12 protein-coding genes are annotated in these 12,815 nt (G+C 64.0%); 6 read left to right on the top strand and 6 right to left on the bottom strand.

Going from position 1 to position 12,815, the window contains the following annotated elements; genetic code table 11:
* Window positions 1-308: 308 nt before the first annotated feature.
* Window positions 309-524, top strand: a complete 216-nt coding sequence (locus LG367_RS07000) for a cold-shock protein (RefSeq protein ID WP_226468500.1) — start codon at window positions 309-311, stop codon at window positions 522-524.
* Window positions 525-596: 72 nt separating this feature from the next.
* On the opposite strand, the gene LG367_RS06995 is transcribed toward LG367_RS07000, so the two are convergent.
* Window positions 597-1,697, bottom strand: a complete 1,101-nt coding sequence (locus LG367_RS06995) for a M35 family metalloendopeptidase (protein WP_226468499.1) — start codon at window positions 1,695-1,697, stop codon at window positions 597-599.
* Between the two features lie 377 nt (window positions 1,698-2,074).
* Between LG367_RS06995 and LG367_RS06990 the strand changes: the two genes are divergently transcribed.
* Complete coding sequence (locus tag LG367_RS06990; protein ID WP_226468498.1) at window positions 2,075-2,848, top strand: sterol desaturase family protein; 774 nt, start codon at window positions 2,075-2,077, stop codon at window positions 2,846-2,848.
* Window positions 2,849-2,965: 117 nt separating this feature from the next.
* Here the strand turns inward: LG367_RS06990 and LG367_RS06985 are convergent, their stop codons facing one another.
* Complete coding sequence (locus LG367_RS06985; RefSeq protein WP_226468497.1) at window positions 2,966-3,448, bottom strand: glycine zipper 2TM domain-containing protein; 483 nt, start codon at window positions 3,446-3,448, stop codon at window positions 2,966-2,968.
* Window positions 3,449-3,593: 145 nt separating this feature from the next.
* Complete coding sequence (locus LG367_RS06980; RefSeq protein WP_226468496.1) at window positions 3,594-4,037, bottom strand: cytochrome c; 444 nt, start codon at window positions 4,035-4,037, stop codon at window positions 3,594-3,596.
* A 177-nt stretch (window positions 4,038-4,214) separates the two neighbouring features.
* On the opposite strand from LG367_RS06980, the gene LG367_RS06975 reads away from it, so the two are divergent.
* Window positions 4,215-5,027 carry a tRNA threonylcarbamoyladenosine dehydratase gene (locus LG367_RS06975; RefSeq protein ID WP_226468495.1) on the top strand — a complete coding sequence of 271 codons (813 nt, stop codon included), beginning with the start codon at window positions 4,215-4,217 and terminating at the stop codon, window positions 5,025-5,027.
* A 90-nt stretch (window positions 5,028-5,117) separates the two neighbouring features.
* Here LG367_RS06975 and LG367_RS06970 read toward each other — a convergent pair whose 3' ends face one another.
* From LG367_RS06970 to LG367_RS06960, 3 genes are all read right to left on the bottom strand, one after another.
* Entirely contained in the window at window positions 5,118-8,582 is a 3,465-nt protein-coding gene (locus LG367_RS06970) for a beta-propeller fold lactonase family protein (protein WP_226468494.1), read from the bottom strand.
* 276 nt (window positions 8,583-8,858) lie between these two features.
* Window positions 8,859-9,635 carry a TatD family hydrolase gene (locus tag LG367_RS06965; RefSeq protein WP_226468493.1) on the bottom strand — a complete coding sequence of 259 codons (777 nt, stop codon included), beginning with the start codon at window positions 9,633-9,635 and terminating at the stop codon, window positions 8,859-8,861.
* 16 nt (window positions 9,636-9,651) lie between these two features.
* Complete coding sequence (locus LG367_RS06960; RefSeq protein WP_226468492.1) at window positions 9,652-9,882, bottom strand: DUF6116 family protein; 231 nt, start codon at window positions 9,880-9,882, stop codon at window positions 9,652-9,654.
* 196 nt (window positions 9,883-10,078) lie between these two features.
* Here LG367_RS06960 and LG367_RS06955 point away from each other — a divergent pair, with 196 nt between their 5' ends.
* From LG367_RS06955 to LG367_RS06945, 3 genes are all read left to right on the top strand, one after another.
* On the top strand, window positions 10,079-10,906 hold the full coding sequence (locus LG367_RS06955) for a glycine zipper 2TM domain-containing protein (RefSeq protein WP_226468491.1): 828 nt from the start codon (window positions 10,079-10,081) through the stop codon (window positions 10,904-10,906).
* A gap of 167 nt (window positions 10,907-11,073) precedes the next feature.
* Complete coding sequence (locus LG367_RS06950) at window positions 11,074-12,237, top strand: acyl-CoA dehydrogenase family protein (RefSeq protein WP_226468490.1); 1,164 nt, start codon at window positions 11,074-11,076, stop codon at window positions 12,235-12,237.
* A 13-nt stretch (window positions 12,238-12,250) separates the two neighbouring features.
* Window positions 12,251-12,808 carry a GNAT family N-acetyltransferase gene (locus tag LG367_RS06945; RefSeq protein WP_226468489.1) on the top strand — a complete coding sequence of 186 codons (558 nt, stop codon included), beginning with the start codon at window positions 12,251-12,253 and terminating at the stop codon, window positions 12,806-12,808.
* Window positions 12,809-12,815: the final 7 nt, after the last annotated feature.

Below are 12,815 nucleotides of genomic sequence, written 5' to 3'. Positions count from 1 at the left end.
GGAACCGATATGTGACGTGCGTTATGAATAATATCGATCTTATAGGGAGATAGGGGCCGAAAGCCCCTGAAATCCGGTTTTTCTGGTGGTCCTGGAGGCCGATTGCATTTTCACAAATGCCGGGTTAATTTGCTGGCGCTGTGTTTGTCAAGGCCACAACGTACCGTGGCCTGGATGCGTTCGATCCGTGCTGCCGGCTCCATCGATCCGCGACACCGTTCCATTTCGCTTCCTGCTTGCGACCAGCCGCCGACCCATCCCGCAAGATGGCGGTGTTCCATACGAGACTGCTACGGGGAGTGATACAGATGTCAGAAGGTGCTCGCGAAAACGGAACCGTGAAGTGGTTCAACGACGCCAAGGGCTTCGGCTTCATCAGCCGCGAGAACGGCGAGGATGTGTTCGTGCATTTTCGTGCGATCCAGACCCAGGGCTTCAAGAGCCTGAAGGAAGGCCAGAAGGTCAGCTTCACCGTCGTGCAGGGCCAGAAGGGACTGCAGGCGGACGCCGTCCAGCCGCTGTAATCGCCAAGCTTCGATCCGCAAAAAACCCCCGGCAGCGATGCCGGGGGTTTTTGTTTGCGCCGCAGTGGCCGGTCAGTTCTGGGACGGGGTGTTTTCCGCGAAATACTCGTGGCTGTCGGCATTGTTGAGCGCGCTGTCGGGATCGCTGATGGCGAGGCTCTTGGCGCCGCTCTGGCCGTACACCACGTCGTCCGTTCCCGCCACGACGTTGAAGTGGCTCATCTCGTGGATCAGGGTCCCGGCCTTGGAGTCGGTGCCGGTCAGCGGCGCGGTCCAGAAAGCCTTGCAGACGTAGATCTCGTACGGCTGGTTCGGATACACGTAGGCGTAGTAGTTCTGGTTGCAGCCGCAGTTCACGGTGATCTGGCCGCCGTTCTGGTCCATCGCGCTGTCGATGGAGGTGAAGTGCGACTTGGCCGTGCTGTAGCGGGAAGACGTGTAGGTGCCGAACCAGGTGGTGTAGCGCGGGCCGGTATTGCCGGCGTTGAGATAGCCCTTGCTGTTCTCGGTGTAGTTGCGCGCGGCGGTGATGGCCTGGTCGATGTCGTTCATGCGCGTGGTCGTGCATCCCTTGTAGGTGATGCCGTTGACGAGGGTGCCGCCGCCACCGGGCTTGCCCCTCGATGCGCTCTTCATCGCGCCGAGCTGGTCGCTACCGTCCACCCACAGGCGCACCGACTGGCTCTGCAGCAGCATCGGCAGGCCGTTGGGCGATTTCAGCATGCTGCCATCGCTGCTCGAAGCGTATTGCAGGGGTGATCTCAACGTGACCGAGTAGTAGCCGCTCTGGGCCAGATCGTAGGCGGCCGACAGGTCGACCTGGACGCGGTACTGCTCGCCGGCCTTGAGGATCACGAAATCCTCGGCCTGCGGCAGTCCACGCTTGACCAGCTTGCCTTCATAGCGCACCGGCTTGCCGTCGCGGCTGACCTGGAACAGGCTGGCTTCGAGATCGTCCGAAGGCAGCTTCTGCTTCGGAACGCGGACGGTGTGGTTGCTGACGTTGGTGACGACGATATCCACGACGCCGAGGAACGAACCCGCTTTCGCGTTGGCCGCCGCCATCTCGACGCGCAGCGGATTTGATTTCGCGAAAGGCTGGGCGGCGTCGCTGGCGATGCCGGCGCCGAGCAATACGGTTCCCATCGCCACGCTAAGGATGGTGCTTCTCATCGAGTCTTCTCCCCGGGAGTTGTAGGAATGGATTTGGATCGCCCCTGTTCCCACAAGTTAGCCTTGCGGCGGCGGCGAAGCATGTTGCGCACGCAGCATGTGCATGGGATGAGAAACCCTGTTCAGGGAGGGTGACCGCGACTGCGTTTCGGCCAGCGCGTCGGGCCCCGGCGGCGGCACGCGGGAATTGCCGGGTGTGGCCGGCTCGTTGCCTGAGTTCCGCCGGAGCCCTATAGTGATGAATAGGGATTCGGGTGCACGATGACTAGAGCAGGATGCGGCACCGTTCAAGGTGCGGCGCGGGGTGTCCAAATGGAAGTTGGCGAAATCAAGCAGCGGCTCGAAGCCGCCGTGACCGGCAAGGCGGTCGCCTGAACATGCTCGGCGATTACTTCAAACTCTATCTGTTTCAGACGCCCGCCATCCTCTGGGCGGGGATTCTCATCGTCGGCACGTTCATCGACCTGATGATCAATCGCCGATTCGGCGAACAGATCGGGGCGAAGCTGCGGAACATGGCGAACGGCATGCTGGTGTGCGCCATCTATGCGCTGCTGGTTCCGCTGGTTCACATGGGGCGTGAACGCATCATTCCGCCGGGTCAAAGCGGCATCCTGCCTTTTGGTTTCCCCTCGCAGAATTCGCTGATCGTAATCCTGCAGGTGGCCGCCTACTACGTGATCGTGGATTTCTTCTACTACTGGTGGCACAGGGCGCAGCATCGTTTCCGGCCGCTCTGGCTCTGGCATGGTGTGCATCACAGCGATACGAATTTCAATGCGACCACTTATGTGCGTCAGCATTGGAGCGAGATCGTGATCCAGGCCTTCGTCGTGAGTCTGCCCGTGCTTTTCCTGTTCGGAGACACGACGCCGCCGGTGATCGCCGTGCTGTTCTTCACCGCATGGAACTTCTTCGTCCATGCCGATGTGAAGATCGGTAGCGGACTCTGGTCCCGTATCCTGACCACGCCCCAGCAGCATCGGATTCATCACGCGCTGGACGCGAAGCATCACAACAAGAATTTCGCTGCCCATTTTCCCATCTGGGATCTGGTGTTCGGCACCTACTGCGCGGCCGAAAAGGGCGTGAAAGCTCCGACGGGCCTGGATGAAAAGATTCCCGGGCTGCAGATGCGATTCTTGAAATAAAGATCACTTGAAATAGAAATGGCCCCGGTTCACGGGGCCATTCTGTGATCTGCCATTATCGCATCCGGTGTGATGAGTTCGGACGCGGCAAGAGAGGCATCGATCCCTCAGCGGGGATCAGCGCACATAAGCGTGTCCACCACGCACTTCGACGTAGGAGCCCTCGCGGATGCCGCCGAGGTCGCTCTGCGTGAACGTGGTGGTGCGGCCATCGTCGAAGCGGACGTACAGGCGATAGGTGCTCGACTCCTGCACGCGATTCTGGATCGCGTTGCCCGCCAGGGCGCCGCCGACCGCGCCGGCGACCGTCGCCGTGTTCTTGCGTCCCTTGCTGTCGGTGTTGTGGTCGGCGATCTCGCGCGCCGCGGCGGCGCCGACGATGCCGCCGAGTACCGCGCCGGTGGCGTTCGGGACGTTCTGTCCTCGGGCGACGGTTTCGATGCGCGTCACCGTGCCGCAGGCGTCGCAGCGGCTGCCGTAGGAACCACCGCCGGAGTTGTTGCCATAGCCACCGCCGCCGTATCCGGGCGAAGTGGTGGCACAACCCGCGGCCGCGAGTACGGTGATCAGAGCGCCGGCGCCGAGCAGACGAATCTTCATGCCAATCTCCTCATCATCATTCGCGGAAAGGGGGCCGCGCTTGCACTGACCTTAGGAGCTTGACGGTGAACCGGTCACCAATTGCGCGATCGCCCCGAAACCGCGCCTCAGCGTTGATTCATTCGCGGGCGCGAGGAAGCACGCGTCAGTTGCGGAAGTCCTGATGGCAGGCCTTGCAGGCTTCGCCGATCTTGCCGGCTGTCGCGCCGACGCCGGCGCAGTTGAGCGGAGGCGAGGCGAGGGCACCATCGAGCGTGGCGCGCAGCTGGCTGGCGTGCTTGGCGAAGCGTTCGTCCTCGCGCAGATCGCCAAAGGCCGGCTCGATGTCGTTGGCCATCGTGCGCAGGCTCTGCAGGTGCGGAAGGATATCGGTCGCGCCGCAGCGGTTCGCCTCCAGGCTGGTCTTCAGCTGGCTGGCGTGCGCCTGCATCACGTTCATCACTGCGCCTGGGTAATGGTCGCGGCGGGCATCGATCGCGCGCATCGCCATGACCGCCGCCACCGCGCCCACCACCAGGCCGAGCAGGAACAGGAAAAAGTAGCGGCCGAAGGCCGACGATTTCGGGGCGGGGCTGGGCGTTGTCGACATGGCGGGCTCCTGGCTGGCTCCGGCCGAACATAGCATGCGCGGCAGTAGACTATGCAAATGCAGACGACACGCCATCAGGCCGCCATTGCCGTTTCCGACGAAGCACGATCCGGTCGTGGATCGGCGGATTCGGTCGTTTCCGATCGGGAATCCGCGCCCCTGGCTGACACCGACAAGATGTCATCTCCGTATGACGATTCACTTTGGCAGGAACGCTTCGCCGGCATCGACCGGTTGTACGGACGCGGCGCGCTGAAACGATTCGCCGCTTGCCATGTCGCGGTGGTCGGCTTGGGCGGCGTCGGTTCTTGGCTGGTGGAGTCGTTGGCACGCAGCGGCATCGGCGCGTTGACGCTGATCGACGCCGATGATCTGTGCGTGTCCAACACCAATCGTCAATTGCCGGCGCTGGAAGGTCAGTACGGCCGCGGCAAGGCCGAGGCGATGGCCGAGCGCTGCCGTGCCATCAATCCGGCGATCGATGTGCGGCCGATCGTCAGCTTCCTGACGCCGACGAACATGGAATCGCTGCTTGGCCCGGGTTTCGATGTGGTGGTCGATGCTTGCGACAGTTTCCGCAGCAAGGTCGAGATGATCGCCTGGTGCCGGCGCCGCAAGCAGCCGATCATCACCGTGGGATCGGCGGGCGGCCGGATCGATCCGACCCTGGTGCGCGTGCGCGACCTGTCCCGCACCGAGCACGATGCGATGCTGGCGCTGGTGCGCAAGAAACTGCGCGGCGAATTCAATTTCCCGAAAGGGCCGAAACGCTACTTCGGCGTGCCGGCGATCTATTCGCTGGAGAACGTGCGCTATCCGCAGGCCGATGGCAGTGTCTGCGGCTTGCGGCCGCAACTGGGCGCCGATGCCGCGCTCAAGCTGGATTGTGGGGCAGGGCTGGGCGCGGCCACGCACATCACCGGTGCGTTCGCGTTCGCCGCCGCCGGGAAGGCGCTGGAAATGCTGCTGAAAAAAAGCCGCGAACCGTAGCGATACGGCCGCGGCTTTCCCCCTTTCCGCTCCGCGCGGCGCCTGTTGGCGCCGCGCGGTATTGTGCTGCTTGAAAACTTTCTTGCTTGCTTAGAACGTCGTGAAGGTGGGCCACTGCAACAGGACCGCCTGCACCGCTTCGAGCAGATAGTTGTGCTCGAGCGCCGTCTCCATGCGATCGGTTTCCACTGGCGCGTTGGGGTTCGACGGCTGGATGCTGGTGTAGGCAACGCCGGACGTCACCGCATCGACGCCGTCGGGGATGCCATCCTCGTCGCGATCCAGGGCCATGCGCGTGCCGGCACCCGGCGGGACGCAAGTGTAGGTCACGCTGTTGCCCGGTTCGACCGCCAGCGAGCGCAGGCCGCTTTCCGAGAACGTGGGAATGCCACTGTCCGACGTCGCGAATTCACCGTTGTCCTGCAGCAGGAAGCTATAGGACTTGCCGTAGATCAGGCCGTTGGCGATGAGTTCGCAGCGCTTGACCTTCTCGGCGCCCGGACGGGTGTGCGCCAGCGCGCGATCCACCAGCAGATCGACACGGGACACCGCGCCCGCGCTCAGCTGGTTGAGCGTGAACTGCTGTCCCACCGCCGGAGCGAGCCCGTTGTCCTCGGCCATGATGAACTTCAGCAGGCCAGGCAACTCCGCAGGAGGCACGACGAAGCCTTGCTGACCGGTGCGGGCCGCGCCGATGAAGTGCTCCGTGGTATCCATGGCGCCGTCATGCATGAAGCCGAAGCCGGACACCTGCGGCGCGTTCTTGTCGCCGTACGTACCGAGCATCGAGGACATGCCGAACATGCCGACCTTCTGATACAGGTTGCGGAAGTGCGCGACCTTCATGTCCTGCGGCAGGCCTTCGAAGCTCATCTTCGTCGCCGAACCGAAGCGCTGCTGCTGCGGGTGCAGTTCGTGGCATTCGTTGCAGGTGGTCATCGTGGCATTGCTGATGCCGAACTCGTCACGCAGCGCGCGGAAGCCCGTGGTCAGCTTGTTGTAGAACACGTTCTTGCCCACGACCTCGTCCGGAGTCAGGGTGTCGTCCAGATTGCGGATCGGGTTCGGCGGATAGCGCAGCTGCATGATGAAGTCGGCGAACGAGCCCATCTGTTCCTGAGTCGGTTCGCTGGTGCGTCCCACCAGACTGACGAAGGCAGGCGCGAACAGCTTGAACGCCGCCCTTTCGCGCGATTCGCCCGCCACGCGCGTGGCGCCGGTGCGATCGCCGCGCCAGTGCTGCGGTCCGTTGAACTCCAGCCCGCGGAAGCTCTGCGTGGTCATCGGCCCCTTCAGCGGATGGTTGGCGCGCTGCGCCAGCGTCGAGGCGATCGAGGTCACGTACTTGCGCGGATTGAGCGCCCATTTCTCCTTAGGATTGCCGAGATCCCAGGCCAACCCGTCGTTGTCGCCGAACAGATGGCAGCTGCTGCAGGACGAATCGCCTTTGGCCGAGCTGAAGCGCGCGTCGTACAGGAACGGACGCCCCTTGACCACGAAATCCGGTTCCGGGTTGTACATCGGCACGGATGCGGTTTCGGCGCGCGCTACGGTGTTCACCACCGCGATGCTGTTGTTGAAGCGCGTGAGCACGTACATGCGGCCACGAGCCTCGTCCAGCACCATGCCAGCCGGGCCGCCACCACTGACCGTGATCTGCGACAGCGTCGACGGTGTGAAGGAGTCCGCTTCCAGCTGGTCGGTATTGAACACGCCGATCTTCGAGGAACCATAGGCGGCCAGATACAGCGTGCGGCCCTGACTGTCGACCTGCATCTGCAACGGCATCGCCAGGCTGCGCTCGTTGTCGCCCGGATTGCCGTAGGTGATAGCATCGACCAGATGCTTGTTGAGATTGCGCGGCAGCACCTGTCCGTTCTTGATCACGGTGATGCGGTTTTGGATGAAGCGGCCGTTGACCGACAGCTTGCCGTCGGTGCGGTCGTCACCTTCGAAGCGGTTGAGATTCTTCGCCTCCAGGTTGGACACGTACAGCGCACCCGAGACCGGGTTGACCGCGATGTTGAACAGCGAGGTGCCGACGTGGGCGAAGTCGGTCTTCACCACCGGATCGGCCGCGTTCGCGTCGATCGCGAACACGTCCTTGTCGGGCAGCTTGAAGTTGACGTAGTCGTTCCACTTGGTGCCGTAGCTGTCGACCCAATCGGTGCCGTTGAACTGCACGATCACGCCGGTGTTCGGCGCCCATTTGCCGTCGAGGTTGCCGAACAGGCCGCTGGCGTCGGTCTTCAGGCCGGGCTTGCCGAACTTGGTGCTGTTCGGGCCAAGCAGCAGTGTGTTGGGGCCGATGACGGTGGTCTGGTTGCCGGACTTGTAGATCGCGGCATACACCGTGCCGCCGTCCGGGCTCACCGCCAGGCCGCGCGCCGGCATGCCGAACAGCGTGAGGATCTTCAGCGGCGCGGCGTCGTTCTGCTGCTGATCGACGCTGGGCGCATCGTAGACCCAGACGTCGGCGCGACCGATGCCGGGCGTGAGCGCGGCCATGTCGGAAGGCGAGTTCTGGCCGCGATGCGCCGTGGTCACGAAGGCGCGGCGCTTGTTGGGGCCGGCGAAAACGACATCCTGCGGCTCGTCGCCGACCAGCAGCGTGCGCTTCACATACGGCACGGGCGCCCCGACGTCGACCACGCTGACGCTGTCGGACAACGTGTTCACCACCCAGGCCTCGCCGTCGTTGCGCAATGACACCGCGACCGGTTCCATGCCGACCGGCACGCTCTTGAGCAGACGCGGAGCCGCCTGGGTGACGTCGAAGATTTCCAGACGGTTGTCGGGCGTGTTGACCGCGTACAGCCGCGTCTTGTCGGAATTCAACGCGAGCGGCCGCACCTGGCCGCTTTCGAACGCGTTGTACGAACCCTGTACCTTGACGTCGACCTGGGCGGGAAGGGTGAGCGGAATCGCCTGGATGACCGAGCGCACCGAGAACTTGAAGCGGTCGAAGCCGGTGTAGCCAGGATTCGGCGTGTAGGTCACATAGGGTGGGGTGCCGCTGAGCGTGCCGTGCTTCGGTCGCTCGGCGATCTCGTAGATCAGCAGCGGATCGATTTCATCGGCGATGATGTCGCCACCGACGGTGTCGGAACGCAGACGAATCGGTACCGATGTATTGCGCTGCGTCAGCGACGACATGTCGCGTGGTTCGGGGATCGCGGTTTCGCGCAGTTCGAACGCCTCGATGATGACGTCGGGAATGACCGGAATGCTCAACAGGCCGGAGACGATGTTGCTGATGATGAAGCCGATGATGGTCGTTCCGGGGTCCTCGCCCGGAACCAGCGAGGTCGCCGAGTCCGAGGTGTTGCCGAAGATGACCGCTCTTGCCGCGGCTTCCTGGGATTCCTGCGAAGGCGCCTGACTCCCCACCGTCGTGGTCATCGGCAGTGGCTGAGGCGCGGGCATGCCCTGGCTGGTCGGGGCGGTGTCGGCAGTTTGCGTGGTGACTTCCTGCGTTTGCAGATAAGTCGCCGTTGCTCCCGCGGTACCGATGGCGGCAAGCGCCAATGCACCTAAGAGTTTTTTCTTTTTCATGGAGAGAGCTCCTGAGATTTTGGACACGGTTGCCCGCTCCGGCGCGGCGCGCGTCAGAGAAACCGTTGGGTTGAACGCAATACTTCCCCTTGCGACTTGAGCATCAAGTCGCCGCATTCAGATTGGAATGAGTTTCCCTACGCGCCTATTGCAATCAAAGCGTCGTCAATGTTCCGTGATGGGATGTGGTTCACATCATGGCGATGATTTATGTGAACACGATTTTGATGCCGCGCATCGGGCATGCGGTGCGTGATGCGCACGCGCTGTTTCGCGTCAGCGCGTGTCGATGCGCGCGAGCTTGAACAACCGTTCTGCGTTGCGTGTCGTTGCTGCGCTCAACTCATCGGCATCGATGCCGCGCAATGCTGCGATGGTGTCGCGCACCGCGATCAGTCGCGAAGGTTCGTTGCGTTCGCCGCGGATGCCGGCGTCGGGCTGATCCGGAGCATCGGTTTCCAGCAGCAGATGTTCGAGCGGCATCGTGGCGGCGAGACGGCGCAGACGATTGGCGCGATCGTAGGTGACCGGTCCGCCGAGACCGAGCATGAAACCGAGATCCCACAGTTGTCGCGCCTGCTCCGGACTGCCGGAGTAGCTGTGGACGACGCCGCGCAGATGGCCGATGCGACGGATCGATGCGATCACCGCGTCGACGGCGCCACGCGCATGCACGATCACCGGCAGGTCGAACTCGCGCGCGAGGCGCAACTGCGCATCGAAATAATGCTGCTGGCTGTCGTGATCCAATCCTTCGACGAAATAATCCAGCCCGCATTCGCCGACCGCGACCGGTCGCTCGCGCTCGATCCATTGGCGCAGCGCATCCACATGTTCCGGACGATGTTCCGACAGATACATCGGATGCAGGCCGTAAGCCGGATACAAGCCGTCGCCGCTCGCGCAGACCTCGCGCAATGCCGGCCAGCTGGCCGCGTGGATCGCGGGCACGATCTGTCGCGTCACGCCGGCGTCCCGCGCGCGGCGCACCACCGCGTCGCGATCGGGATCGAACTCCGGCGCGTCGAGATGGCAGTGGCTGTCGATCAGCATCGTGGGTCGGAGGCGGTCAGCGGCGTGTCGCTTCGCCTTCGATGGTCTTGTCCCCGTCGGCGGGCTTGGGTTTCTTCCAGTTCGCCAGCAGCAGCGTTCCGAGGCCGAGCAGCAGTTCGTCGGCGAAAGGGATGAAGTCCGGAACGATGGCATCGACGAGGAACAGCACCGCCGCCGTCAGGAAAAGCTTGGGATAGCTCAGGCGACCGAACCAGCGCAGCACGGGGGCGAGCAGGGGGTTGGGCATGAAGGTGGCCTCGTCGGACGGATGGATGGGGCAAAGATGGGGCTTTGACGGCGACGGAACGCCGGTTGTCCTATTATCGAGTTTAGCCCCGCGTCAGCTTCGCGCGCCGGCAACCGGGACGCGTTCAGCTGGCGAATGCTGCAATTGACCCGACACGATCAGAGCGGATCATCCGCCACCCAACGAGAGGCTCACCATGAACAAGAACACGATCGCCATCGCCATCGCCGCACTGCTCGTCGGGGGTGTTTCCGTCGCCGCCTTCCAGAGCGCCCGCAAGCCCGATGCGCCGGCTACTGCCGCGCAGCTCTCCGGTGACCCCGCCCTGCAGCAGGATGCGGCCCTCCAGGGCGACACCGCCCAGGGCAACAACATCCCGGGCAGCGGTCGCGTCGATTACGCCGACGTGGTGAACGTCAAGCCGATCACCAACAGCGAGAAGCTCTATGCCACCGTGATCGGCACCGAGCCGGTCCGTGAGACCACCAGCCAGTCGACCCCGCGCGAAGTCTGCAACGACGTCGTGGTGCAGGAACGTGCGCCGGAGCGCGACGGTAACGTCGGCGGCACGGTGGCCGGCGCCGTCATCGGCGGCCTGATCGGCAACCAGGTGGGCAAGGGCAACGGCCGCAAGCTGGCGACCGTCGCCGGCGCGGTGGGCGGCGGCTTCGCCGGCCGCGAGATCGACCGTCGCCACGTCGGCGGCCAGGTCGTCAACCGTACCGAGCGCCAGTGCCACACCGTTTCCGACACCTCGCAGTCCTCGCGCGTGGTGGCCTACAACGTCACCTACCGCAACCCGGACGGCACCACCGGCACCATGCGTACCGGCAGCAAGCCGGGCAGCCGCATCGCCCTGGGCAATGAAGACCGCACGGTCGGCTACGACGTGACCTATCGCTACAACGGCCAGGAGCGCACCGTCCGCATGGACAACGAGCCGGGCCAGCGCCTGCCGGTGATCGACGGACAGGTGGTGACACAGACGGCGTCGGCGGACGGCGGCAGCAACAACCGCTACTGATCGATGCCGATGCGGTAAGCGTTTTCTCGAACAGACGTTTTCCCGTAATTTTTTCCCGAAACGGGGCCGGAGCGATCCGGCCCCGTTCTCGTTTTGCATACGAACGATGGGGCTTCGCTCGCGGGGACCGGTTAAAATCCCGGTTTCCCTTCTCCAAGACCGCTCCCATGGCCCTGCATCCCTATGACCTGTACGACGTCCGCTCCCTGCTCAGCGAAGAGGAGCGCGCAGTGCAGGACACGGTGGCGCGGTTCACCGACGAGCGCGTGCTGCCGATCATCGGCGATTGCTTCGACCAGGGCCGCTTTCCGAAGGAACTGATCCCCGAGATGGCCGAGCTCGGCCTGCTCGGCTCGTCGCTGCCCGAGGAATACGGCTGCGCCGGCCTCAACGCCGTCAGCTACGGCCTGATCTGCCAGGAGCTGGAGCGCGGCGATTCCGGCATCCGCAGCTTCGCCAGCGTGCAGTCCTCGCTGTGCATGTACCCGATCTATGCCTACGGCAGCGAGGAGCAGCGCCGCCGCTGGCTGCCCGACATGGCTGCCGGCAAGGTGATCGGCTGCTTTGGCCTGACCGAACCGCACGGTGGCTCCGACCCGGGCAACATGAAGACCAACGCCCGCAAGGACGGCGGCGACTGGGTGCTCAACGGCTCCAAGATGTGGATCACCAACGGCAACCTCGCCGACATCGCCATCGTCTGGGCGCAGACCGAGGACGGCATCCAGGGTTTCCTCGTCGAAAAGGGTTTCCAAGGCTTCGCCGCGCAGGAGGTCAAGCACAAGATGAGCCTGCGCGCCTCGGTGACCAGCGCGTTGTTCTTCGACAACGTGCGCGTGCCCGAAGCGAACCGCCTGCCGAACGTGAAAGGCCTGAAGGGACCGCTCGGCTGCCTGACGCAGGCGCGCTACGGCATCACCTGGGGTCCGATCGGTGCCGCGATCGCCTGCCTGGACGAGGCGCTCAACTATTCCAAGGAACGCATGCTGTTCAACCGCCCGGTGGCGGCAACGCAGAGCGCGCAGATCAAGATGGCCGACTGGGCGCGCCGCATCACCACCGCGCAGCTGCTTTCGCTGCAGCTTGGCCGTCTGAAGGACGCCGGCAACATGCAGCCCACGCAGGTCTCGCTGGCGAAGTGGAACAACTGCCGCATGGCGATCGACATCGCGCGCGAGGCGCGCGACCTGCTCGGCGGCGCCGGCATCACCACCGAGCATTGCCCGATCCGCCACGGCCTGAATCTGGAATCGGTGATCACCTACGAGGGCACCGAGACCGTGCACCAGCTGGTGGTGGGGCGCGAGTTGACCGGCATCAACGCGTTCTGAGGTCCATTTCCTGATGGACATCATGCATCTGGAGCTGAAAACGCGCCGCCTGATCCTGCGCGTGCCGCAGCAGCAGGATTTCGACGGATTTGCGGAGCTTTTCGGCGACGAGGAAGCCGCCCGTTTCGTCGGCGGCCCGCTCAAGCGCGCCGAGGCGTGGCGCAAATTTCTGCAGATGCCCGGTGCGTGGCTGGTGCAGGGCTTCGGCATGTTCTCGGTGATCGATCGCAAGAGCGGCGAGTGGCTCGGTCAGATCGGCCCGTGGCGACCGGAAGGCTGGCCGGGACCGGAAGTCGGCTGGTCGTTCCGCCGCGCAACCTGGGGCAAGGGCTACGCCACCGAGGCGGGCGAGGCGGCGATGGGATTTGCTTTCGAACAGCTCGGCTGGAAGGAAGTCATCCATTCCATCGATCCCGGCAACGTCGCTTCGCAGAAGCTCGCCGAACGTTTGGGCTCGCGCAATCGCGGGCCTGGCCAGTTGCCCGCGCCCTACGAAGACCATCCGGTCGAAATCTGGGGCCAGTCGCGCGATGAATGGCGCGAGCGCCGCGCCGTGCAAACTTCATCGTGAGGGCGAT

The sequence above is a fragment of the Luteimonas panaciterrae genome (assembly GCF_020511115.1).
GTDB classification, from domain to species: Bacteria; Pseudomonadota; Gammaproteobacteria; order Xanthomonadales; family Xanthomonadaceae; genus Luteimonas; species Luteimonas panaciterrae.
Note: the sequence above shows the minus strand (reverse complement) of the source record. Positions and strands in the feature narration are given on the sequence as shown.

Bases quoted from the DNA above. Each gene is read 5' to 3' on its own strand.
- LG367_RS07000 (WP_226468500.1), top strand. From the start codon at position 309: ATGTCAGAAGGTGCTCGCGAAAACGGAACCGTGAAGTGGTTCAACGAC.
- LG367_RS06995 (WP_226468499.1), bottom strand. From the start codon at position 1,697: ATGAGAAGCACCATCCTTAGCGTGGCGATGGGAACCGTATTGCTCGGC.
- LG367_RS06990 (WP_226468498.1), top strand. From the start codon at position 2,075: ATGCTCGGCGATTACTTCAAACTCTATCTGTTTCAGACGCCCGCCATC.
- LG367_RS06985 (WP_226468497.1), bottom strand. From the start codon at position 3,448: ATGAAGATTCGTCTGCTCGGCGCCGGCGCTCTGATCACCGTACTCGCG.
- LG367_RS06980 (WP_226468496.1), bottom strand. From the start codon at position 4,037: ATGTCGACAACGCCCAGCCCCGCCCCGAAATCGTCGGCCTTCGGCCGC.
- LG367_RS06975 (WP_226468495.1), top strand. From the start codon at position 4,215: ATGTCATCTCCGTATGACGATTCACTTTGGCAGGAACGCTTCGCCGGC.
- LG367_RS06970 (WP_226468494.1), bottom strand. From the start codon at position 8,582: ATGAAAAAGAAAAAACTCTTAGGTGCATTGGCGCTTGCCGCCATCGGT.
- LG367_RS06965 (WP_226468493.1), bottom strand. From the start codon at position 9,635: ATGCTGATCGACAGCCACTGCCATCTCGACGCGCCGGAGTTCGATCCC.
- LG367_RS06960 (WP_226468492.1), bottom strand. From the start codon at position 9,882: ATGCCCAACCCCCTGCTCGCCCCCGTGCTGCGCTGGTTCGGTCGCCTG.
- LG367_RS06955 (WP_226468491.1), top strand. From the start codon at position 10,079: ATGAACAAGAACACGATCGCCATCGCCATCGCCGCACTGCTCGTCGGG.
- LG367_RS06950 (WP_226468490.1), top strand. From the start codon at position 11,074: ATGGCCCTGCATCCCTATGACCTGTACGACGTCCGCTCCCTGCTCAGC.
- LG367_RS06945 (WP_226468489.1), top strand. From the start codon at position 12,251: ATGGACATCATGCATCTGGAGCTGAAAACGCGCCGCCTGATCCTGCGC.